Below are 22,042 nucleotides of genomic sequence, written 5' to 3'. Positions count from 1 at the left end.
CAACGGTCCGGGTGCGAGGGGAAGGACGGCTCGATGGTGCACAGGAGACTGAGAGCGCGGCTGCCGATGGCGGTCATGGCCGCGGTGGCGGTGATGGGCACGATGGTGGCCGCCGGGCCCCCCTCGGAGGGGCAGGTGCCGGACAAGCCGACGATCCGCTACACGGAATACGGGATCCCGCACATCATCGCCTCCGACTGGACGGGGCTCGGCACCGGGTACGGCTACGCCGCGGCCAAGGACAACATCTGCACCCTGGCCGACACGTATCTGATGGTCAACGCCCAGCGGTCCCGCTATCTGGGGCCCGACGGCAAGGCCAGCCCCGGCGAGAACCAGAACACCACCACCAACCTCAACAGCGACTTGTACTTCCAGCGGATCAACGACAACCGGGTCGTGGAGCGGCTCGTCGAGCAGCCCGCCCCCAACGGGCCGGAGCCGGAGGTCAAGGAGGCCATCCGCGGCTATGTCCAGGGCTACAACCGGTATCTGGCCGAGACGGGCGTGAACAACATCTCGGACCCCACCTGCCGCGGCAAGGCCTGGGTGCGCCCCATCACGGAGCTGGACGTCTATCGGCACGCCCACGCCGAAATCATCATGGGCAGCGCCGACGCACTGCTGGACGGTGAGGTCAACGCCACGCCCCCGGGGACGGCGAAGGCCGCGCCGCCCGCGGCCTCACCCGAGGAGACCGCGAAGAAGATACGCGACGCGATGGCGGTCAGCCGTCAGCAGAGCATGGGCAGCAACGCCCTGGCCGCCGGTTCGCAGGGCGTGTCCGGGGGCACCGGCATGCTGCTGGCCAACCCGCACTTTCCCTGGCAGGGCAAGAACCGGATGTGGCAGAGCCAGCTGACGATCCCGGGAAAGGTCAACGTCTCCGGGGCCAGCCTGCTCGGCTTCCCCGCCGTGAACATCGGCCACAACGACGACGTCGCCTGGAGCCACACGGTCGCCACGGTGGCCCCGTTCGGACTGTTCGACGTGCAGGTGGACCCGCTCAACCCGACCAACTACCTGGTGGACGGCGCCTGGCAGAAGATGACCTCGCAGCAGGTCGGCGTCGACGTGCTCAACGCCGACGGCTCCGTCGGCAAGGTCACCCGGACGCTGTGGTCCACCCGGTACGGACCGATCACCACGTCCCTGCAGGGCGTCCCGCTGCCGTGGGTGGTCAGCGCGCACGCGGTACGCGACGTGAACATGGACAATTTGCGGGCGCTGAACACCTGGTTCCACCTGGATCAGTCCAAGGACGTCAACGGCGTCGTGAACACCCTGGAGTCCACGGAAGGCGTGCCCTTCTTCAACACCATCGCCTCCGACCGCAAGGGCAATGCCCTGTACGCGGACATCCAGGCCACGCCCAACATCACCGACGACCACGCGCAGTCGTGTCTCACCCTGACCGGCCAGCAGTTGTTCAACCAGAACCTCAGACTGCCGAACGTGCCACCGATCTCCATCTTCGACGGCAAGCGCAGCGAGTGCGACTGGCCCAACGATCCGAACGCGGTCGCACCGGGCCTCCTCGACCCGCACAAGCAGCCGCGCCTGATCCGCTCTGATTTCGTGGGCAACGCCAACGACAGCGCCTGGCTGGCCAACCCGGAGCAGCCGCTGAGTTTCCCCCGGGTCATGGGTGACGTGGCCCAGCCCCGGTCACTGCGTACGCAGGAGCTGATCCTGACCGCGCAGAACCGGATCAACGGCACCGACGGCCTGCCCGGCAGGGGATTCACACCGGACACCATGCGGCAGTCGCTGTTCGCCGACAACAGCAGGGCCGCCGATCTGGCCCTGGACGCCACGGTCAGGGCCTGCCAGGGCGTTCCCTTCGGACTCGTCCTGGTGGACGGCAATCTGGTCAATGTGAGCGAGGCGTGCCCGATCCTGGCCGCGTGGAAGGACCACAAGTACAGCGCGGGCAGCCGGGGTTCGTGGCTGTTCGAGAACTACTGGGCCTATCTGCAGAACGGTCAGGCGATCGAGAAGCTGCCATGGAAGGTGCCTTTCGACGCCAAGGACCCGGTGCACACGCCGAATTCACTGGATCCGGGGAATTCGGCCGTCCGTGACGCACTGGCCCGCGCGGTGCTGGCGCTGCGCAATGCGGGAATTCCGCTGAACGCACAGCTGTCGGACGTCCAGAAGGTCACGCGGAACGGTGAGCAGATCCCGATCCATGGCTCGATCAGCGAACTGGGCGTGCTGAATGTGGTCACGCCCGGCATGGTCGACGGAAAGCTGGACATCGTCTTCGGGTCGAGCTTCATCCAGCAGGTGCTCTTCACCGCCGACGGCCCGCCCCAGGCATCGTCGGTCCTGACCTACTCCCAGTCGGCCGACCCGAGTTCACCGCACTTCGCCGATCAGACGAAGCTGTTCTCGGCGGGCCAGTGGGTGACCGAGCGGTACACCGAGGACCAGATCGCCGCCTCACCGGAACTGCAGATCAAGGTCCTCTTCTGAGCCTGCCGCACGGGCACGCCGGAGGGCCGACGACGGCCTCCGGTGTGCCCCTTCATCGGGATTTCACCGCCTCTCGATATTTTTCGCGCCGCGCAACGACCGAACTCCCCAGGGGGATGTCATGTTGAGAACGATGAGCAGATGGCGAACAGCGCTGGCCTTGATGGTCGCCGTCGTAGGAATCGTCATGCCGAGCGGTTCGGCACAGGCGGCTGACGCCACCACGCCGCCGCCCATAACGGACGGATTCGGCCTGACCCAGGTCGACCGGGCGACCGGTGGTCCCACCAACTTCTACCTCACCGTGACCACCCCCGAGGTCGCGGGCAGGCATCACATCAAAATCATTCTGCCGAGTGGCTATTACGACGACCCGGCCAAGCGGTATCCCGTGCTGTACTTCCTGCACGGTTCCCCGGACGACCCGATTCAGCAGACCTATCCGGCGCTGACCACGTCCAACTCGATGATCACCGTCATTCCGGACGGCGGCGCACGGGGCTGGTATGCCAACTGGCTCAACCAGAAGACCCCGGCCGGAGCCCAGAACTGGGAGAACTTCCACCTCAAGCAGGTGATCCCCTTCATCGACGCGAACCTGCGCACCATCGCGACCAAGAAGGCCAGGGCCATCGCCGGGGTGTCCATGGGCGGGTTCGGCGCCTTCCACTACGCGCAGGACCATCCCGAGCTGTTCAGCCAGACCGCGTCCCTGTCGGGGGACATCGATCTGTCGGCCGACTCCATGGACCTGCGGCTGGCCGTCGTCGCCTCCCTCATCGACGCGCAGGGCGTCATCTGCGGCTCGTCGTCCGGTGCCTGCGACCCGAACAACGATCCCTACAAGCCCGCCGTGGACAGCGACGCCCTGTTCGGCACGCCCTACCCGGTGTTCAACGCCGACTGGCGGTGGAACGAGGCCGACCCCTCCCAGCACATGGACAAGCTCAAGGCGGGTGGGGTCGGGGTCTCGGTCTACGTGGGCAACGGACGCGGGGTGGCCACCGAGCCGGAATTCTGGCTCGAAGGCGCGTCCAAGCACGTCAAGGACAGGATGGACGCCCTGGGCATGTCCTACACCTACGTCGACTACGGCGACGGCGCCGCCTGGGGCACCCAGTGCAACGGCGGCCACAACGGCGGCTGCTGGGAACAGGACCTGCGGGATCTGATCCCCAGGCTGGAGCGGGTTTTCGCCTCCTGACGGTCCGCGACAGTCAGGGAGGTGTGGCAGGGCCGGGGAAGCAGGCCCTGCCACCCACTGTCGCGCTCCGTCGCGATGCGGGGAATTCGGCCAGGCTGCCAACTCCCCTGGCAGTCAACCTCATTGCATGGACGAAAGGGGTGTCGATCCGGTCCCCGCGGGGTCGATCCCGCTGTCACTCCCGATCGTTCCGGATGTTTCAACCGGCGCTCCCGTCGCTACTTTGTCGGCGGCCTCCGCCAAGACGAACACCCGGGGAGTTGTGATGCCGACGTCCGCCGCCATGTGCCGGCCACCCGCTCCGCTCGGGGACCTGGAGCGCAGGGTGCTCTACGGGGTCGGGTGCGGCCTGCGGGACGAGGAGATCGCGGCCGCCCTCGCCGTGCCCGAGGGCGCGGTGGCCGGCCATCTCGCCCGCATTCTCGCGAAGCTCGGGCTGCGTGACCGGGCCGCCGCCATCGCCCATGCCTTCGACTGCGGCCTGGTCGTGGCCGGCCGCGGCCCTCGCCCGCAGCCCGCGAGCCCGGCCCGCAGGAGCGCCACGGGCCGGGCCGCCGGGCCGCGGGTGCGGATCTCCCTGCTGGGGCCGCCGCAGGCCTGGCGGGACGGGCGGCCCTTGAACCTGGGGCATCTGCGTCAGCAGGCCGTATTGGCGGCGCTGGCGCTGTGCCCGGGACGGACGGTCAGCCGGCAGGAACTCCTGGACGGGGTGTGGGGAATGGAGCCGCCCGCCACGAACGTGGTGCCGGTGTACGTCTACCGCCTGCGCAAGACCCTGCGTATGGGGGACCGGCCGGACTCGGTGATCGAGCACGACCGGGGCGGCTACCGCCTGGCCTCCGACGCGGTCGAAGTGGACGTGGCCCGCATGGAGAAGCTGGCCGCCGACGCCGCGGCAGCCGGCCACGCGAACGAACCGGCCGAGGCGGTACGCCTGTGTGCTCAGGCCCTGGACCTGTTCGGCGGAGAACTTCTGGCCGGTTTGCCCGGACCACTCGCGGAGCTGGAGCGGCTGCGGCTCACCGAGCGCAGAACCGCCCTCGTGCAGCGGAAGGTGGAGTGGCAGCTGCGGCTGGGCCGCCACGCCGAGGCGATGGCGGAACTGTTCGCGCTGTCGACGGCGCACCCCCTGAACGAACCGGTGGCCGGGTCCTTGATGCGCGTGCTGTACCGCAGCGGCAGGCAGGCCGACGCACTGGCCGTGTTCCACCGCGTCCGCCACCGTCTGGCGGAAGACCTGGGCGTCTCTCCGAGTCCGTTGCTGCGGCAGACCTACCAGATGATGCTGCGGGGAGACGAAGCCGGACTCGGCCTCGCAGGAACCTCCCGGTGAAGCGGGACGGGGTCCGCCGAGGACACCGGAGGCCCGCCCAGGGGCCCAATTTTGCGGCAGCCGGAACCCACCACCACCTGTCAGCGGCCGGTCGAGGATCTCCGGAGCGTAGCTGGTGGAGTCCTAGCCCGGGACCTCCTCCCGGCCGCGGTCCGTGCTGCCGTACGTCGAGTGGGCGCGCGGCAGTGCAAGTGGCCCTTGTCTTAGCCGAGTTTGCGGGCCTCACGGCATTCGGGCGTCACGTAGGCCGGGCTGGTCCGGATATGCGTCACGTCTCGTCCGCGCTGCCGAGCGCCGCGGCGCCGGTCTCGATCAGCGTGGCCACGCGGGCCGGGTCGCACAGGTCACCGGGTGCCCGCATGGGGACGGCCCAGTAGCTCGCGTGGGTCCCGTCGGGTTCGCAAGCACCGACGCGCGGGACGCCCACGTAGTGGCCGAGACCGAGGTGTTTCGCGTACGGACCGAGGTCCGAGGCGGGCGAGGAGGGCAGCAGGGCGTAGAACCGGCGGCCGTACGGGTCGTGGATGACGGGTCCGTTCAGCGTGCGCAGGACGGTGATTGCGGTCGTGCCGTCGGCGGTGGCCACGGCGCGCACCAACTCTTCCGTCAGGCGGACAGCTGGCGCTGCCCGGCGGAAGGGGTTAACTCATGACGGTGCTGATAGAGCGGGCCACCGAGACGGACGTTGGCGAGGTCTCGGTCCTGTTGGGCGAGATCGAGGCGTATTACGGGGGCGATAACGTCCCGGGGGACATGGAGCAGATCCGGAGCGCCCTGTTTTCCGGCCAGCCCGCCGCCACGGTGCTTCTGGCGCGGGAAGGGGACGAGGTATTGGGGATGGCTTCCTATTCGCTGTTGTGGCCGGCGGCCGGGGCCGAGACGTCTCTGTACTTGAAGGAGCTGTTCGTGCGTGAGGCGGCTCGTCGGCGCGGCGTAGCCGGGCTGTTCATGGCGCGCTTGCGCGAGGAAGCCGAGGCGGCGGGTTGTACCCGTGTCGAGTGGACAGCTGATCAGAGCAACCCGCCCGCGCTGAAGTTCTACGCGGCATATGGGGCAGAGCCGCGAGGGGACAAGGTGTTCTACCGAATCGGTAAGTAGTTCATCTCTCGGGTGGACTGGAATGCCAACGCCGACGGCACGTCGAGCGGTGCGTACCAGCTCTGCCCGCTACCGAAGCGGCCTCGGCGTTGGATTGGCCAATGGCCAGCGTCCCCCTCGGCCCGCTCCAGAGCCGCGATCGTCCGCTTGCGCCAGCACCCGGACAGCACGACAGCCACCAGCCCCAGCAACAGCATTACGGCTGCACCGAGACAGGCGACCACGAGACCGATCACGGCCACGAGGGCCATGCTTCCCATGACGCACCTCCCCTTGATCAGAAAGGGTAGCGAGGCCCTGGACGGTGACATCAGGCAGGGAGGCGCCCTGGAACACTTGGAGTTGGGACCGGGTGGCGCCATATGGGCCTTGGCGTCAGGGCAGTCGTGATCTCACCACTGAACCGCCGTGAAGTCGATCGGGCGGGGCCGGAGGAGCTGGGTGCGTTCGGTCAGGGCTCGCAGGCGGCGGGACATCTCGTCGGCGGGCAGGTGCCTGCGGTCTCCGTGGCCCGGCAGGACCCACTCGAACCGGAGCCGATCCGCCGTCCGGGCCAGGGAGGCCGCCAACTCCTCGATGGAGTACCAGGTCACGCTCTCCGCGACCTCTAGATCACCGGTGGCGCGTGACCAGTAGAAGCTGTCCCCGGTGAAGCAGTACCGGTCGTCGGCCAGGTAGAGCACGCTGCCCAGGGTGTGGCCGGGGAGGGGCTGGGCGGTGACCCCCTCCGCGATCTCCACGGGATCGACGCCCCGGATCACCTGGTCGGCGTCGGGCGCCGCGTCGAGGTCGCCCTCGTGGATCCACAGTCGTGCGCCGTAGTGGTCCGCGTAGCGGCGGCCGTGCGCCGCGTGGTCCCGGTGCGTCAGGAGGACGTCGGTGACCCGGCCGGATGCCGCGTACCGGTCGGCGAGCGCGGGGCTCCAGCGAGGGGTGTCGATCATCATGGCGTTACCGGAGGGGCGGAGCAACAGGTAGGAGTTGGCTCCGGCGGTGTGCGTTGAGTTGTGCCCGCAGAACAGGACGCCGTCGTCGAGGGCCATCGGGTACGGGTCGAGTGCCTTGTCCGGCTGTCCGGACGCGGGTCGGATGGAGCGGGTCGGGCAGGCGAAGACGGCCGCGTGCAGGCGTCGCGTCTCCGCTTCGTTGTCAGGCTGGCGCAGGATCTGCGACTTCCCGCCTCTTTCGCCGATCAGGTCGGGCGCGAGCTGTCGGGCGACGTCGCAGTTGGTGCAGCGGTCGTCCACGTACCAGTCGTCCATGGGCAGAGCTCCTTCGGGAAGACGGGCCGGAGCAGGGGGCGCGACCTCCCCTCCTCGGCCGCAGAAGCAACGCGTCGGATACATTGGCTTCATAGTCAAGTATCTTGATCGCGAAGGTAAATGGGACTCCGCATGCCCGTCAAACCACAGGACGACCACCCGCAGGAACCGGCCAGCCAGATCATCGCCTCGATGACCGACCTCGCCGGGTCCCTGGGGCGTCTGAACGACCTGATCGCCCAGCAACTCGGCATCGCCCAGACCGACTTGCTCTGCCTGCACGTACTCAACCGCGCCGGGGTCACGACCGCCGGGGAGCTGGGCTCTCAACTGGGGCGCTCCACCGGGGCGGTCACGCACATGATCGATCGTCTGGAGAAGGCCGGATACGTTCGGCGCAAACCCGACCCGAGCGACCGCCGCCGCGTGCTCGTGGAGGCCTCACGGCCGGGACTCGACCGGATCGCTTCTTTCTACGCCGACATCGACGCCCGCACGCGGCGGCTGATGACGACCTTCACCGACGACCAGCTGGCCGCGATCCAGACGTTCCTCCGCGGCAGTTACGACATCACCGCCGAGGAGTGCGACCGCCTGATCCGGTAGTGCGTACCCGAATGGGGTCCGCCTCGGTGAGTGCCGCCGGGTTCTGGGCAGGGTCGGTACAAGCGACTACTCACCAGGAGTTCACCGTGCGCCAGCCTCTTACCGTCCCGTGGGTGGAACACGACGCGCCCGGCGCGGTGCGCCGGGGGCGCCTGCCGGTGTGGGTGCTGGGCTCGGCGGCCGCCCTCTTCGCCGTCGCGGGGTGTTCGACGCACGACGCCGTCTGCGGCGGCGGCGAGTACCCCGTGCTGACCGTGGGAGCGACGGGCAGGGCCTGCGTCGACAACGGGCAGCAGCCGCCCAAGGGCTACAGCCGCTTCCCCGAGGGCAAGGTGCCCCAGCACGTCGACGACCAGTGGGACCGCTACTGGCGGAGTCACACCCTGGACGAGCACGGAAGGATCATCGACGCGTCGCAGAGCTGACCGAAGCGGAACGGGGCCGGGCCGAGCGGAAGCGGGTCTGTCGGTCTGACCAGCGGGGCGACACGCCGCGACGTCGCATGCGCCGCGTCTGCCGGGGCAAGCGGTGGGAAGTTGATGTCAGCACGCCGTGCACCGGACCCGGTACCGGCGTTCGGCAGCACTCCGCGCAGTGCACGAAGCATGATGCGGAATCACCGACGACGACGCGCAGGTACCCATGAAAGCAATCAGGCGGGGGCCCGGACAGCCGGGTCGCCGAGGTCGTGGATTCGGCTCGGGAAGCGTGCGGACCGAACGCATGGTGCGTACGTTGCTGCGCCGACGCAAGAAGACCCTGGGCGCCGGCGACGTCAAGGTGGCCGACAAACCCGCCGTGCGGCGCGCGGTGTCCGCGGCCGCGCTCGGCAACACGATGGAGTGGTTCGACTTCGGCGTCTACGCGTACGTCGCGGCCACCCTGGGCAAGGTGTTCTTCCCGTCGAGTTCGCCCGGGTCCCAGGTCATCTCGACGTTCGCCACCTTCGCGGCGGCCTTCCTCGTCCGGCCGCTCGGCGGGCTCGTGTTCGGGCCGCTCGGCGACCGGGTGGGGCGCCAGAAGGTGCTCGCCGTCACCATGATCATGATGGCGATCAGCACCTTCGCGGTGGGCTTCCTCCCGGGGTACGGCTCGATCGGGATGGCCGCGCCGATCCTGCTTCTGGTGTGCCGGCTGGTGCAGGGCTTCTCCACCGGCGGCGAGTACGCCGGGGCCACCACCTACATCGCCGAGTACTCGCCGGACCGGATGCGCGGCTTTTTGGGCAGCTGGCTCGACTTCGGCACTTTCATCGGCTACTCGCTGGGTTCCGGCCTGGTCACCGTCCTGACCGGGGTCCTGTCCGAGGACCAGATGATCGACTGGGGCTGGAGGATCCCGTTCTACGTCGCCGGGCCGCTCGGGCTCATCGGCCTCTACATGCGGCTCAGGCTGGAGGAGACCCCCGCCTTCCAGGAGGCCGAGGAACGCGGACGCCAGGCAGTGGCCAGGGGTGGCGGCGGTTCCGAGGAGGACGAGCGCCTGGAGCAGGCCCGCATGTCGGGCAAGGGCCGCCTCAAGGAGGTCTTCACCCACCACTGGCAGGCCATGCTGGTCTGTATCGGCCTCGTCCTGCTCTACAACGTCACCAACTACATGGTGACGTCCTATCTGCCGACGTACATGAGCTCCACACTGGGTGAACCCGCGCTCACCGCCCAACTCCTCGTGCTCGGCACGATGGTGCTCGTCGTCCTCACCATCACCGCCGTCGGCCGTTCGTCGGACCGCTACGGCCGACGGCCGCTGTTCCTGTGGGGCGGAGGCGCGATGGTGGTCTTCTCCGTGCCGGTGTTCCTGCTCATCCGCCAGGGCGGCATCGTGCTTCCCGCCATCGGCTGCGCCATCCTCGGTCTGTTCCTGGTGTGCTTCGCCGGGACGAGCGCCGCGACGCTGCCCGCCCTCTTCCCGACCCACTTGCGCTACGGCGGACTTTCACTCGCGTACAACTTCTCCGTGTCGCTGTTCGGCGGCACGACCCCCCTGATCGCCTCGGCCCTCGTGAACACGACGGGCAACGACCTCGTGCCCGCCTACTACCTCATGGTGGCGGGCGTGATCGGGGTCATCGCCGCCCTGTATCTGCGCGAGACGGCGGGCAAGCCCTTGCGGGGCTCTTCGGCCATGGCCGAGTCCGAGGAGGAGGCACGTGAGATGGTGGCGCGCAGCCGAACCCACGCGGGCCGGCGGGCACGTGACATCTGGCTCCAGCTGCGCCAGGGGCACCTGCCGCACGTGACGCACCGCTCCGAGCGGCGCGGCAAGGATGACCGGCACGACTGACGCGGCGGCCCATCGGGTGCGGACGCCGGTCTTCCTCGTCGTGGACCGGCGTCGGCGACCGCACGGCGCCGCCGTATATTTCGGCTCATGACACTTGCCAGGGTCGCCGGTTCGGGGTGCCACTCGTGAGCCGCTGGTGGGGCTACCTGGAGGACCGGACTCGTCGCGAGGTCGACACCAACCTGTTGTGCGGCCGCCGGCTCATGGCGGTCAAGGCCGTGTGGGAGGCACTGCGTCCGCTCGACGTGAGCCTGCACGAGGCGGAGTCGGTGGTCCAGGCCCGCTACGAAGCGCTGGGCGCCCAGGTGCGGCGCGGGCAGGCCGACCCCCTCGACGTGCCCTCACTCGCGGCGTGCGCTGCGGCCCTCCCCGGCCGGGTGGTGGCGATCGAGGCGCTCTGGGACGGCGATACGGTCCACGACTGGTTCGTGCTGCTGGTCGCGGTGCTCGACGGTCCGGTGGGGGAGGGCGAGCTGGCGACCGTGTATCACGGTACGCAGGGCGGTGCGCCCGGCTCCGTCGCGGCCGCGGCGGGCCGGGCGCCGGCCGACCACCTCGCAGTGCCGTTCCACTTCGCCTCGCCGGACGTGCCCGACGACCGGGCACCTCGCTGGCGGGCGCGCCGGATCGACGGGCCGCGCGGCCGCCGCTGAGGGGGCCGGTTCAGCCGAACCGTACGCTGTTGGGCCGGTAGGTGCCCCAGGTCAGCCCCGTGTGCGGGGGCACGTATTCGGTGATGCCGCTGCACGCCAGGCCCGTATAGAGGGTGGCGCCGGTGTCCGTCTGGTTGTCGACACCGACCGCTGTCCGGTTGAAGCCGAAGCAGGGGCCGTCGGGCGGGTTGAAGATCACGCTGGGTACGCCGTCGGTGCCGGTGTAGTCGAACCTTCCGGTGGCGGCCTGGGAGGAAGCGGGCAGGGCCACGGTGAGCAGGAGGACCGTGGCCAGGATGCCCACGGCGGCGGGAAGTCGTCTCATGGTGTGCTCGCTCTCGCGTACTCGACGGGCGGTTCCGGGTCCGACACGAGCATGAACCCCGGTGCGGGCAGAGCGTGATGGCGCACGGGTGTGAGAGCGGGGGCGTGTGAGAGCACCGGCCCCAGGCGCCCGTACGGCGGGCGGGCGCGTGGGGGCGGTGTGTGCGGCGAGCCGTCGATCAGGACGGCGGGGTGCTCCGGGCGGGTGGTCGGGTCCGGGGGACGGCGCGCATCAGCGTGTGCAGTACGGCGTCGAGCGTGTCGCGGGGTGGTTCGTCGGCGACGTGGGTCAGCAGGCGGGCGAGGGCCCGCAGCAGGGGAGGGGAGGCCATGACGCGCGGGTGCAGGACGGGCCGGTAGCCGTAGCGGCCCAGGACGAGATCGCCGGCCAGGTTGCCGAGCCGGTAGTGGCGCCCCCAGCGGCGGTTGATCTCCGCCGGGTACTGCCGCAGGGCGTGTTCCCGCCCGGCCCCGGCAGGCCTGGCCAGCGCCAGGGCGACTGTCTCCGCGGCGACCTCGGCCGCCTCCAGGGCCTGCCCGATGCCCTCTCCGCTCCAGGGGCTGATCATGCCCGCGCTGTCCCCGACCAGCAACAGCCCGCGGTGGTACTGGGGATGCCGGTTGAAGCCCATGGGCAGGGCCGCGCTGCGCAAGGGGGAGGTGGCGTTCGCCTCGGTCACGCCCCACTCCTCGGGCAGGCGTCCCAGCCATCGGTCCATCGTCGTGCGCAGGTCGATCGGACCGTGACGGCGGTGGGGCATGGCGCCGAGGCCGACGTTGATCCGGCCGTCCCCGAGCGGGAAGACCCAGCCGTACCCGGGCAGGTCGCGGCCGGTCCTGCTGCACAACAGGTCGGCCCACAGCTCCAGATAGGGATCCTGGGAGCGGTCCTCGCTCCGGTAGTAGCGGCGGGCGGCGGTCGCGATGACGCGCCGGGGGTCGCGCTCCAGCCCCATCTGCACGGCGGTCCGGGCCGAGGCGCCGTCCGCGGCGACCACCAGCGGAGCGCGGAAGCGGACGGGTCGCTTGTCGGGCCCCGCGAGGGCGGTCACCCCGGTGATCCGTCCCGCCCGGTCGGTCAGCGGGGCGGTGACCCGCGTCCCGGTGCGCAGCCGTGCTCCGGCCGCGACCGCCTGGGCGGCGAGGATGTCGTCGAAGTCCCGGCGGCTGCGCGTGAGCCCGAAGTCGGGGTGGCTGCCGAGGCGGGGCCAGTCGATGTCGACCTGTCGTCCCTCACACACCCACCGCATGCCGCGGTTGCGCATCCACCCGGGTGCGTTGATGTCGATGCCCATGCGCACCAGTTGGTGCACGCCGCGTGGGGTGAGCCCGTCCCCGCACACCTTGTCGCGAGGGAAGCCGCTCTTCTCAAGGAGCACGACCTCGACGCCGGCCCGGGCCAGATGGAGCGCGGCCGCGGAGCCGGCCGGTCCCGCGCCCACCACCAGGACCTGCGCCGCCTCGCCGTCCTGCTGCTCGGCCTGCCGGCCGTCCGGTCCGGCGGGGTCGCCCGTGCCATCGTCTCGTGTGATCACTCTCCCACTATGGGCGATTCCCGGCCACGACACCGGGAACTGACGGATGTCCGTGGGAAGAGGACCTGGCGAGCGGAGAACGGGAAAGAGACAGCACCTTCACAGCGATGTGACCGCGAGTCAGTCCAGTGGGGTGCCTGTCTCCTGTGCCAGAACGCTCAGGAGACGGTCCTGGAACGCCTCGTCGCCCACCGCGTCGTGGGGTTGCTGTCCCTGGTGGTGATACCAGTACCCCGCGCTGGTCAGGGCTTCGGGGTCAGCGCTGGAGGCCAGCCACTCCTGCGTCCGATGGCCGAGTTCGAGGTCGTCCGGTGCGCTCGGTCCGCCCATCTTGGTGGGCACCCACCCCGGATCCACGGCGTTGCTCAACACATCGGGGCGCAGCCGGGCGACCGCGACGGCCAGCGTCGTGACGAACAGCTTGCTGTCGGCGTACGAACCCGCGCTCGCGCCGCGCCAGTCGACACCGGTCAGCGAAGGGCGGCCGTCGAAGTGCGAGCCGCTGCTCAGGTAGACATGGCGGCGGGGTCCGCGCAGCAGGGCCGTGAGCAAGTACGGAGCGATGACGTTGACCGGCATGACCGCCGGTCCGCTCCACACCCCGGCGTTGTGGATGACCGCGTCGAGCGGCTTGGCGTCGTTGAGCTCGGCGGCGATGCGCCGTACGGCGTCGCACTCCGCGAAATCGCCCACGACGATGCCCGCTCCGCGGTCGACCAGCGGTTCAATGTCGGCCGCGCGCTTCTCATTCCGGGCGTGCACCACGACGTCGTGACCGGCGGTCAGCAAGGTGTCCGCCGCGGCCCGCCCCAGTCCGTCGGCGGAACCGGTCACCAGGATCCGGCTCATGATCGCACCGCTTTTCGCATGAAGACTCTCCTTGATTCGGGTCGTGCTCACGGTGACAGACGGAATCAGTCTGTCGTGAAACTGTCGGAGGGAGGGCACCGAGGGCGTCGGCCTGCGCCAGCGCCGGGGCAGCCCGGGCAAGCCCATCCGGCCCGGCGACCGGGTCCTGTCCGAGGCGGAGGAGGAGCACTGGCGCGGCGCTTCACCCCACCGGCTGATGGTCCACCTCGCGATCAACGAAGGCGACGCCGAGCACGATGTCGTGCACTGGCTGACGCCCGTCACCGACGCCGAGTACGCCGCCGCTAGGGGGCCGACTGACACCGCCCACTCCGGGCCGTCGCCGCTGGTGGGCCCGGCAACGCGTCGGCCCGCACGGCCTGCGGGACCGCCGTGCCGGGCACCGCCCTGCTGGACGACTGTTCACCCTGATGCGCGCTGTCCGCTTGTTCACCTCCGCACCCGATGGGCGCGCGTCCCTGCGTACCTCTGGGTGGTGGTGGCGCGTGTTCGACGGGTGGGGACAGGGGGCTCGGTGTAGCGTCGAATTCAGCTGTCATGGTTCCGAAGTATGTGTCGCCCGTGGGTTCAGCTCATGGGCGATTGTGCTGTTCAGATTCTCTGCGGGCCAGGCAATTCACCTTGGGTCCCCGCAGAGTGCGGGCACCGTCTCCAGCCCCTCAATAGGAGGACACAGTGGCCAGTGGAACCGTGAAGTGGTTCAACTCGGAAAAGGGCTTCGGATTCATCGAGCAGGACGGCGGCGGCCCCGACGTCTTCGCTCACTATTCGAGCATCGCGGCCCTGGGCTTTCGCGAGCTCCAGGAGGGCCAGAAGGTCACCTTCGACGTGACGCAGGGACAGAAGGGGCTCCAGGCGGAGAACATCGTCACCGCCTGACCGCCCCTGGATTCTCCCGCGGCCACTGAGGAAGGGCCCACTACGGAGGGATGGGCAACTGCTCTCCGGCTCTCCCGCCCGCTGCGCGGCACTACGCCCCGCCGAACGAATCGGCGGGGCGTAGTGACAGGGGTCGCAACCCGAATTACGTGAGCGTCGTGTGGGTTTTCCTGTGACCGATGTGTCGCGCTACCAGCGATACCATCGGGCGCTCCCGCCGCGCGGGCGGGCGACGAATCCGATGAGCCACAGGACCAGTACCACGATGGCGATCCACCACAGTGCCTTGAGTGCGAATCCGGCACCGAAGAGGATCAGGGCGAGCAGCAGAACGAGAAGCAGGGGAACCATAGTTATCAACCTCCAGACCGCCGTGTGCCCGGGAATGCACGCGCCAATCGCTCGCAGAAAAGTGGTTGGCATTGTTCGCGCGGGGCACTCGTAGCCGATTGCCGGGATGCGGAGACCCCTCGGCTCAAGGGCATGGCCGGGCGTGGACATGCGCGTGGGGCTCGGCCGGATCTCTGGCCGAGCCCCACCGTGTGCCCGGAGGCAGCACTCGCGGGCAGGCGTTTCGTGGGGCAGCAGCTCGCGCCCGCGTCAGCGGCCCCTGCGAAGGCCGGGTGTCGGGACGGCAGTTCAGTGCTGCGGGCCCCGCCGGTCGCCGCGGCCTCGCTCGTTGCCGCGCTGTCCGCCCTTGCCCGTACCGTCGTCGTACTCGATCTGCTCCTTGCGGACCTTCTCGGAGATCTCCTGCTGCTCGGTCACCTTCTCGGTCTCCAGGCGGACGCGTTCGACGGCGACCTTCTCCTTGCCCACGACCGGGCGCTCGGCGTGCAGCGTCACCTCGGTCTCGGCCTCGCCGATGTCGGCGCGGACCGGGTCGCCGTCACGGATCGGCTCGCGCACGACCCGGACCTCCTCGTGGCTGACGGGGACCGTGGTGGCCACGTTCTCCGTCACCACGACCTTCCGCAGGCGCGCCCGGCCGACCTCCTGCTCCTCGGTTCCGACGTGCAAGCGCTCCTCGGAACGCACCAGTTCGTCGTCACCGCGCATGGTGCCGGCCGCCGCGGTGCCCGTCTTGCCGGTGCCGTGGGAGGTTTCCCCGTGGAGACCGTAGTGGCGGTACAGGTCGCGCTCTTCGTCCGCGTCCAGGTGCTGGTCCGCGTCGACGTGAGGGGCGTCGCGGACGACGGACTTGGCATGGATGATCGTGAGGGTGTCGCCGTCGCTGCGGGCACCGGACAGGGGAACGAAGGTCTCCTTCATTCCGAAGAGCCCGGTCTTGACGGTCACCCATTCCGGCCGGCCCGTGCGGTCGTCGAGCCAGACCTGCTCGACGGTGCCGACCTTGTCGCCGTCGGGGTCGCGCACGGTGAGGTCCTTGAGCTGGCCGGTATGGAGAAACGCTGTGGTCATGCTTTCCTCGCTCCTTGACGGCTGCGGCCTGGGGTCTCGGTGCGCCCCATGGAGAAGCCGCGCCCTGTCCCCACTCCCGCCCCTACCGAGCGGTCACGCAAACGCAACCCCCGCCGGGAGGCCGCCCCTGCCGCGTGCGCCGGGCGGCTGGGAGAGGCCCCACCCGTGCCGGTTTCGTACGGGAGTGCTGTGCGGTGCGGTCCTGACTGCCGCGGGCAGCGAGGAGGGGGGAACGTCGACCCTCGTTCGGCCGACGGTGGGAAGGCGGCGGGCGTGGTGCCTGTCATCCCGCAGAGCGCTGGGCCGTTTGGTGTGCTCGCCGGGGCCGGAGGCCCGATGCGGCCGAGAGGATGGCGCGTTCATGCCATATCCCTCTCTTTCGCCGACCGGTTGCTGGTCGAGGGAGGGGCCGGGGCCCGCCGTCACAGTTCCAGGTCGCGCTCGATCTCGTGGAGCCGGGCCCGTGCCACGGCGAGCGGTGCTCTGTGACGGTCCATGACGAGGTAGATGAAGACTCCCTGCTGTCTGCGCTGGGCCAGCGGTTTGATCAGGTGCACCTCGTCCGTGAGGGTCACCAGGATGTCCTCGAGGTCGTCCGGCGAGTAGCCCAGGACCGACAGGGCGTGGAGCTTGGCCCGGATGACGTCGGTGTCCACCTCGCCTGCCTTGCCGAGGTCCGGCGCCGTCTCCGTGCCGATCGTGCCCAGGGTGACGCGGCTGACGTAGTCCACGACGGCGGCTCCGAGCGCCCCTTTGATCTTCATCATCTCGGCGAGAGCCTGCTGTACGTGGTCCATGTTGGCCCGTCCTTCCCATGGCGGTCCGCATTCTGACCGGGAGCACGGAGCGCCCGATCGGCTGCCGTGCCGGTACGCACTGACAACGGCTCGCGCGCCGTGCAGGACATGGCGACCGCTCCCAGTGTGTTGGCTCGGTGGACAACTTCCAAGGCGGCGTGGATCGTCGGCCCGGGTCCGTGCGCGGGTGGTGCACCTGGGGCCGCTGAGCCCCCTCCCGCCGCGACGGGTGGACATCGGTTGCGTACGCCCTGGAACACGCGCGGCCGCATATATGCGCTGATCGGGGTACTCGACCGGTGGTACCGGGAAGAGTCACCTGGTCAGTGGTGCCCCGGATATGACCGGGGCCCGCTGGACGTCGTCCCCGGCGCTAGCCCGTACGCATTCATGGAGCCAGAGCGTTCAGGGACGTCGCTCGGCACCCCGCGGCGGCAGGGCCGAGTTCCCGCGGCAGGTCGCTCCGCGGGTTTGCGGCCGTTCCCGGATCGTGGCTCTCCCCTTAAGGAAAGGCGTTCCCATGACAGACCCGACCCGCCCGCAGCACCCGACCGAGAAGTACCCGCAGCCGGATCTGCCCCAGCAGGACCAGCCGCACCCCGGCTGGACCGGGCCGATGGACCCGCCACCGGATCACGGTGAGCAGACGTACCAGGGCAGTGGGCTCCTCACCGGCCGCAGGGCCGTCCTCACGGGTGGCGACTCCGGCATCGGGCGGGCCGTGACGCTCGCCTACGCCCGCGAAGGCGCCGACGTGCTGTTCACCCACCTGCCGGAGGAGAAGGACGATGCCCGCCAGACCGTGGACCTGGTGGAGGCGGCGGGGCGCCGGGCCATCGCGGTGAGCTGCGACATCCGTGAGGAGCAGCAGTGCCGTGACCTGATCGACCGCGCGGTCGCGGAGTTCGGGCGCATCGACGTACTGGTCAACAACGCGGCGTACCAGATGTCCCAGCCCGACGGCATCGAAGCCATCACCACCGAGCAGTTCGACCGGGTCCTGCGCACCAACCTGTACGGGATGTTCTGGCTGACGAAGATGGCCGTGCCGCACATCCCGGCCGGTGGGTCCGTCATCAACACCACCTCGGTGCAGGCGTACCAGCCCAGTCCCCATCTGTTGGACTACGCGATGACCAAGGGCGCGATCGTCACCTTCACCAAGGGGCTGGCGCAGATGCTGGCCGAACGGGGAATCCGCGTCAACGCCGTCGCGCCGGGTCCGGTGTGGACACCGCTCATCCCGGCGACGCTGCCGGACACCGCCGAGTTCGGCAAGCAGGCCCCGCTGGGGAGGCCCGCGCAGCCCGCCGAGATGGCGCCTGCCTATGTCTTCCTCGCCTCCGAGCGCGCCAGTTTCATCACCGCGGAAGTGCTGAACGCCACCGGTGGCTCGCCGCTTCCGTAGGCCCGGGGAGGCACCGCGGGTGGCCCTCCCCGGCACGGTCCGCCGCGGAGGGCGGGACGACAGGATGGAACGTTGAGAGATCTGAGTCAGGCTGCCGTCCAGTGGAGGCAGTGGGCGATCTGGGAGTGTGCGGCCGTGGCCCGGTCGACACGGCGGGCGCTGCGCGGGCCCGGGCCCGAACGTGACACTGCCGTCCAGGCGTTGAAGGCCGCCGCGGCGGCGCTGATCGCCTGGGCGCTGGCGGGCTGGTGGTGGAAGGCGCCGATGGCGCTCCTCGCGCCCTGGACGGCGATCTTCCTGGTGCAGAGCACGGTCTACCGGTCGCTCAAGACCGCACTGCAACAGTTCGTGGTCGTGGTCATGGGCACGCTGCTTGCGGCCGGTGCCGGTGTGCTCACGCGCGACACCATGCTGGCCATGGTCATCGCGTTGCCGGTGACGATGCTCTTCGGCTCGTACGCCCGGTTCGGCGCCCAGGGTCTCAACGCGCCGACTGCTGCCCTGTTCGTTCTGGTCTATGGCACCTACTCGGGGTTCGACATCCTGCACCGGTTCCTGGAGACGCTGCTGGGAGCGGCCATCGGGCTCGCCGTCAACGCGCTGGTGCTGCCGCCGGTGCACTCCCGCAGCGTGCGCCACCTGCGCGGGCACCTGCCGGAGGAGAGCGCCGCGCTGCTGCACACCATCGCGGACGGGCTCGGCGACGACGGTCCGACCCGTGAGGAGGCGCAGGCCTGGCACGACCGGGCCCGGCGGCTCACCGATCGCGTCACCGACCTGCGCACCGCCCGCAGTTGGTCGGACGAGAGCTACCGCTTCAACCCTGGGCGCAGGCTGCGCCGCTCCGCGCCGGTGCCACCCGCCGCGGACTGGGACTTCACCTGGGACCGGATCACGAGTCATGTCGAAGCGATCACCCGGACGCTGACCGGGGCCGCCGAAGGCAGGTCCGACCATGCCGCCCTTCCGGATCCGGCGCTCGCCATCGTGGCCGAGCTGCTGCGAGCCGCGGGGGACGTGTGCGAGCTGGACGACACACTGGAGCGCTCCACCGCCGACGCGCCGGAGGAGGACGACACGGCGAGCGAGCGCGGCCGCGACCGGCAAAGAGCGCTGCGGACGGCCTATGCCGCTCAGGCCCGGCTCAGCGCGGTCTTCCGTGAGCGCAGCGGGGAGTTGCCGGACGCGCTCGCAGTCATCACCGCCGACACGATCCGGCTGCTCGGCGACCTGTCGGAGATCGCGGGACGTGCGCCCGACGAGAAGGTGGACAGCGAGGGGGGAGCCGAACAGTCCGAGGACCGCTCCGAGCCGGGCCGACCGCGAGGGGACAGCGCCTGAGCGGGGCGGCGCGCTGCGGGTTCAGGCGGCCTGGCGCCGGTCGGCGAGAGCCTGGATCAGTTCGTCACGCGTCATGGTGGAGCGGCCTTCGATTCCGGCCGCCGCAGCCTTCTTGTAGAGCTCGGCCTTGTTCATCGTCTGCGGGTCGGCCCCTTTCTCCGAGGACGGGACGCGCTTCTTTCCGGCCGGCTTCTTCGCCGTCCGCTGGGACCCGCCGCCTCGGGTGGTGGCCTTCTCGCGGCTGTCCTTGGGGCTGCGCGCCCCTTCCACGCTGGCCCGCAGGGCTTCCATCAGGTCGAGGGCGGGCGACGGCTTCGGAGCGGGCTCGGCCTTCTCGACGCTCTCGCCGGACTTCTTCGCCTCGATGAGGGCGCTGACCTTCTCCTGGAACGTGTCGTGGAACTGCCCGGGGTCCCAGCTCATGCTGAGCGCTTCGATGAGCTGCTCGGCCATGCGCAGCTCCTTGCCCGACGTGGAGGTCTTCCCGGGGAGGTCGCCGATCTCTTCCTTCGGGTTCCGGATCTCGTCGGCCCAGTGCAGCGTATGCAGGGTGATGAGCCCGTCCTCGGCCTTCACAGCGACGAGGTATTCGTGCTGGCGCATGACGAAGGTGGCGATTCCCGCCTTCTCCGACCGTCCCAGCGCTTGCTCCAGCAGGCTGTAGATCTTGGCGTATTCCTTGCCGCGCGGAGCGAGATAGTACGTCCGGTCGAAGTAGATCGGCTCTATCTCGTCGAGGCCCACGAACCCGGTGATCTCCAGGGCCTGGGAGCGGCCTGGCGCGATGTCGTCGAGTTCACCGGGCTCGACGATGACGTACTCCTCGCCGGTGTCGTAGCCCTTGACGATGTCCTTCGCGTCGACTTCCTTGCCCGTGCGCTCGTTCACCCGCCGGTTGCGGATCCGGTCCGAGGTGCCGCGCTGGAGCTGGTGGAAGTGGATGGTGTGGGTGTCGGTCGCGGTGTACAGGCCCACCGGGATGCTGACCAGGCCGAAACTGAGGACTCCTGACCACACGGGTCTGGCCACCACGCCACCGCCTTCGTCGTCAGCCCCTTTTCCGTAGGTTCTCAACCCGGCGGTCACCTGTCGCGCCGACGCTGTCCAACGGGTGCTCGTTCCGCGAGCGGTTCCAGGACGTCGGCCTGCACGGCGAAGGGCCTTGCCGACGGGGGAGGCGGCAAGGCCCTTCAATCGTCAACAATACGTCATCCCCGATCGAGGTGTCTGGGGGGCGGGCGGCGCCCGTGCGGTGCCGCCCCCTCTGCTCGCCTGGGATCACCTCGACGGGGCGGGGTCGGCGCTGGGGCGCCGCTCGCCTTCCTCCTGGAGGAAGCGGGCCTTGTCCAGGAGGCGTCGGCGCAGTTCTGGGTCCCGGGCGCGGGCCGCGGCGGCGTTGAGTGCGTCCACCTGGTCCCGCAGCTGTCGGACGCGTAGGTCGCCTGCTTCGTCTGTGGTGCTCATGGTGATTCTCCTAGGTGGTTCGAGAGGCCGGGGTGCGGGTGCACTCTGCGCGCGGTCGCCGCGGTTCCTCCGCACCCGTGACGGCGGGCGCCGACCGTGCCCTCGGCGTGCGAGCAGGGCCCGGCCGAGCCGTGCGGACGAGCTGCGGTCAGGCGGCTTCGTGTTCGGCGAGGGCCTGGTTCCGTACCCGGGTGCAGGTGCGGGCGATGAGGCGCGAGACGTGCATCTGGGAGATGCCGAGTTCGTCGGCGATCTGGTGCTGGGTCATGTCCTGGAAGAACCGCATGTAGAGGATCTTCGACTCGCGCTCGGGCAGCGCCTGGAGAGCGGGCCGGACAGCCTCGCGGTCGATGACGTGGTCGAAGCCGGGCTCGGTGGTCCCGAGCGTGTCGGACAGGGACGGCCCCTCTCCGTCACTGGTGCCGCCGGCGCCGGATTCGGCTTCCAGGGAGAGGCTCCTGAAGGACTGGAAGGCTTCGAGGCCGTCGCGGACCTCGCCCTCCTCCAGTCCGGTGTGGGCGGCGAGCTCGGCGATCGTCGGCTCGCCCGGCTGGGCGGCCTTCAGCTCGCTGTGCGCCACGCGGACCTTGTTGCGCAGCTCCTGGACCCGGCGCGGGACGTGCACGGACCACAGGGCGTCCCTGAAGTGCCGCTTGATCTCACCGTTGATGGTGGGAATGGCATAGGCCTCGAAGGCCCCGCGGGCCGCCTCGTAGCGGTCGACCGCCTTGATCAGGCCCATGGCGGCGACCTGGCGGAGGTCCTCGATGTCGGCCCCCCGGTTGCGGTACTTGCCCGCCAGCCGTTCCGACATGGGCAGCCACTGGGTGACGAGGTCGTCGCGCAGGGCGTCGTGCTCGGGTCCGTCCGCGAGGGAGTTGAGGCGGGTGAACGCGGCCTGGGTGTCGGGTGCGTCGTCGTGGTCGCGGTGCCGCGAGAGAACGGTGGTGGGCATCGGAGGGGCTCCTGCACGTCGGTCAGCTGGGTGACAGCCGCGAAACCTCATGCGTGAAGGGCACCACCGGAGTTGGCGCGCCCAGGACACAGTGGTCCCACGGGCGTGCCTCCGGTCCGAAGCACGAGGG

At 69.8% G+C, this 22,042-nt stretch carries 22 protein-coding genes; 11 read left to right on the top strand and 11 right to left on the bottom strand.

The features are described 5' to 3' along the window. Window positions 1-33: 33 nt before the first annotated feature. The 3 genes from DT019_RS16390 (at window position 34) to DT019_RS16380 (ending at window position 5,015) form a co-directional block, all read left to right on the top strand. Window positions 34-2,478 carry a penicillin acylase family protein gene (locus tag DT019_RS16390; protein ID WP_114037526.1) on the top strand — a complete coding sequence of 815 codons (2,445 nt, stop codon included), beginning with the start codon at window positions 34-36 and terminating at the stop codon, window positions 2,476-2,478. Between the two features lie 121 nt (window positions 2,479-2,599). Further along, entirely contained in the window at window positions 2,600-3,682 is a 1,083-nt protein-coding gene (locus tag DT019_RS16385; protein WP_114037525.1) for an alpha/beta hydrolase, read from the top strand. Window positions 3,683-3,947: 265 nt separating this feature from the next. After that, the gene (locus tag DT019_RS16380) at window positions 3,948-5,015 is read left to right on the top strand and encodes a BTAD domain-containing putative transcriptional regulator (RefSeq protein ID WP_114037524.1); all 1,068 of its coding nucleotides are present in this window, start codon (window positions 3,948-3,950) and stop codon (window positions 5,013-5,015) included. Between the two features lie 268 nt (window positions 5,016-5,283). Here DT019_RS16380 and DT019_RS16375 read toward each other — a convergent pair whose 3' ends face one another. Then, the gene (locus tag DT019_RS16375) at window positions 5,284-5,610 is read right to left on the bottom strand and encodes a hypothetical protein (protein WP_114037523.1); all 327 of its coding nucleotides are present in this window, start codon (window positions 5,608-5,610) and stop codon (window positions 5,284-5,286) included. A 53-nt stretch (window positions 5,611-5,663) separates the two neighbouring features. On the opposite strand from DT019_RS16375, the gene DT019_RS16370 reads away from it, so the two are divergent. Beyond that, window positions 5,664-6,113, top strand: a complete 450-nt coding sequence (locus DT019_RS16370) for a GNAT family N-acetyltransferase (RefSeq protein WP_223279582.1) — start codon at window positions 5,664-5,666, stop codon at window positions 6,111-6,113. Window positions 6,114-6,505: 392 nt separating this feature from the next. Here the strand turns inward: DT019_RS16370 and DT019_RS16360 are convergent, their stop codons facing one another. Next, window positions 6,506-7,375, bottom strand: a complete 870-nt coding sequence (locus DT019_RS16360) for an MBL fold metallo-hydrolase (protein ID WP_114037521.1) — start codon at window positions 7,373-7,375, stop codon at window positions 6,506-6,508. Window positions 7,376-7,507: 132 nt separating this feature from the next. On the opposite strand from DT019_RS16360, the gene DT019_RS16355 reads away from it, so the two are divergent. From DT019_RS16355 to DT019_RS16340, 4 genes are all read left to right on the top strand, one after another. Continuing rightward, entirely contained in the window at window positions 7,508-7,981 is a 474-nt protein-coding gene (locus DT019_RS16355; protein ID WP_189389633.1) for a MarR family winged helix-turn-helix transcriptional regulator, read from the top strand. A gap of 152 nt (window positions 7,982-8,133) precedes the next feature. Then, on the top strand, window positions 8,134-8,406 hold the full coding sequence (locus tag DT019_RS16350; protein ID WP_114037613.1) for an SCO0607 family lipoprotein: 273 nt from the start codon (window positions 8,134-8,136) through the stop codon (window positions 8,404-8,406). A 298-nt stretch (window positions 8,407-8,704) separates the two neighbouring features. Further along, window positions 8,705-10,264, top strand: a complete 1,560-nt coding sequence (gene proP, locus DT019_RS16345) for a glycine betaine/L-proline transporter ProP (RefSeq protein WP_114037612.1) — start codon at window positions 8,705-8,707, stop codon at window positions 10,262-10,264. A 125-nt stretch (window positions 10,265-10,389) separates the two neighbouring features. After that, complete coding sequence (locus DT019_RS16340; protein WP_114037519.1) at window positions 10,390-10,917, top strand: hypothetical protein; 528 nt, start codon at window positions 10,390-10,392, stop codon at window positions 10,915-10,917. A gap of 10 nt (window positions 10,918-10,927) precedes the next feature. Here the strand turns inward: DT019_RS16340 and DT019_RS16335 are convergent, their stop codons facing one another. The 3 genes from DT019_RS16335 to DT019_RS16325 form a co-directional block, all read right to left on the bottom strand. Then, window positions 10,928-11,242 carry a hypothetical protein gene (locus DT019_RS16335; RefSeq protein WP_147267317.1) on the bottom strand — a complete coding sequence of 105 codons (315 nt, stop codon included), beginning with the start codon at window positions 11,240-11,242 and terminating at the stop codon, window positions 10,928-10,930. A gap of 178 nt (window positions 11,243-11,420) precedes the next feature. Then, entirely contained in the window at window positions 11,421-12,689 is a 1,269-nt protein-coding gene (locus DT019_RS16330; RefSeq protein ID WP_223279599.1) for a geranylgeranyl reductase family protein, read from the bottom strand. Window positions 12,690-12,896: 207 nt separating this feature from the next. Next, a complete protein-coding gene (locus DT019_RS16325; RefSeq protein WP_114037517.1) occupies window positions 12,897-13,625 on the bottom strand; it encodes an SDR family NAD(P)-dependent oxidoreductase in 729 nt (242 codons plus the stop codon). Between the two features lie 696 nt (window positions 13,626-14,321). Here DT019_RS16325 and DT019_RS16315 point away from each other — a divergent pair. Continuing rightward, entirely contained in the window at window positions 14,322-14,525 is a 204-nt protein-coding gene (locus DT019_RS16315; RefSeq protein WP_114037516.1) for a cold-shock protein, read from the top strand. 189 nt (window positions 14,526-14,714) lie between these two features. Here DT019_RS16315 and DT019_RS16310 read toward each other — a convergent pair whose 3' ends face one another. The 3 genes from DT019_RS16310 to DT019_RS16300 all read right to left on the bottom strand — a co-directional run bounded on the left by DT019_RS16310 (window position 14,715) and on the right by DT019_RS16300 (window position 16,744). Further along, window positions 14,715-14,876, bottom strand: a complete 162-nt coding sequence (locus DT019_RS16310) for a DUF5670 family protein (protein ID WP_114037515.1) — start codon at window positions 14,874-14,876, stop codon at window positions 14,715-14,717. A 288-nt stretch (window positions 14,877-15,164) separates the two neighbouring features. Next, window positions 15,165-15,947 carry a PRC and DUF2382 domain-containing protein gene (locus DT019_RS16305; RefSeq protein WP_114037514.1) on the bottom strand — a complete coding sequence of 261 codons (783 nt, stop codon included), beginning with the start codon at window positions 15,945-15,947 and terminating at the stop codon, window positions 15,165-15,167. A 422-nt stretch (window positions 15,948-16,369) separates the two neighbouring features. Then, on the bottom strand, window positions 16,370-16,744 hold the full coding sequence (locus DT019_RS16300; protein WP_114037513.1) for a hypothetical protein: 375 nt from the start codon (window positions 16,742-16,744) through the stop codon (window positions 16,370-16,372). A gap of 520 nt (window positions 16,745-17,264) precedes the next feature. Between DT019_RS16300 and DT019_RS16295 the strand changes: the two genes are divergently transcribed. Both DT019_RS16295 and DT019_RS16290 read left to right on the top strand, forming a co-directional pair. Beyond that, the gene (locus DT019_RS16295) at window positions 17,265-18,152 is read left to right on the top strand and encodes an SDR family oxidoreductase (protein ID WP_114037512.1); all 888 of its coding nucleotides are present in this window, start codon (window positions 17,265-17,267) and stop codon (window positions 18,150-18,152) included. Window positions 18,153-18,287: 135 nt separating this feature from the next. Next, on the top strand, window positions 18,288-19,493 hold the full coding sequence (locus DT019_RS16290; protein ID WP_189389631.1) for an FUSC family protein: 1,206 nt from the start codon (window positions 18,288-18,290) through the stop codon (window positions 19,491-19,493). A gap of 21 nt (window positions 19,494-19,514) precedes the next feature. Here the strand turns inward: DT019_RS16290 and DT019_RS16285 are convergent, their stop codons facing one another. The 3 genes from DT019_RS16285 to DT019_RS16275 form a co-directional block, all read right to left on the bottom strand. Next, complete coding sequence (locus tag DT019_RS16285; protein ID WP_317617767.1) at window positions 19,515-20,525, bottom strand: Ku protein; 1,011 nt, start codon at window positions 20,523-20,525, stop codon at window positions 19,515-19,517. Between the two features lie 246 nt (window positions 20,526-20,771). Beyond that, complete coding sequence (locus tag DT019_RS16280) at window positions 20,772-20,957, bottom strand: DUF6381 family protein (RefSeq protein ID WP_114037510.1); 186 nt, start codon at window positions 20,955-20,957, stop codon at window positions 20,772-20,774. A 148-nt stretch (window positions 20,958-21,105) separates the two neighbouring features. Beyond that, entirely contained in the window at window positions 21,106-21,912 is an 807-nt protein-coding gene (locus DT019_RS16275) for a SigB/SigF/SigG family RNA polymerase sigma factor (RefSeq protein ID WP_114037509.1), read from the bottom strand. Window positions 21,913-22,042 lie beyond the last annotated feature (130 nt).

Source organism: Streptomyces sp. SDr-06, assembly GCF_003324565.1.
In the GTDB taxonomy this organism is placed as follows: domain Bacteria; phylum Actinomycetota; class Actinomycetes; order Streptomycetales; family Streptomycetaceae; genus Streptomyces.
This window is presented reverse-complemented; position numbering and strand designations above follow the sequence as displayed.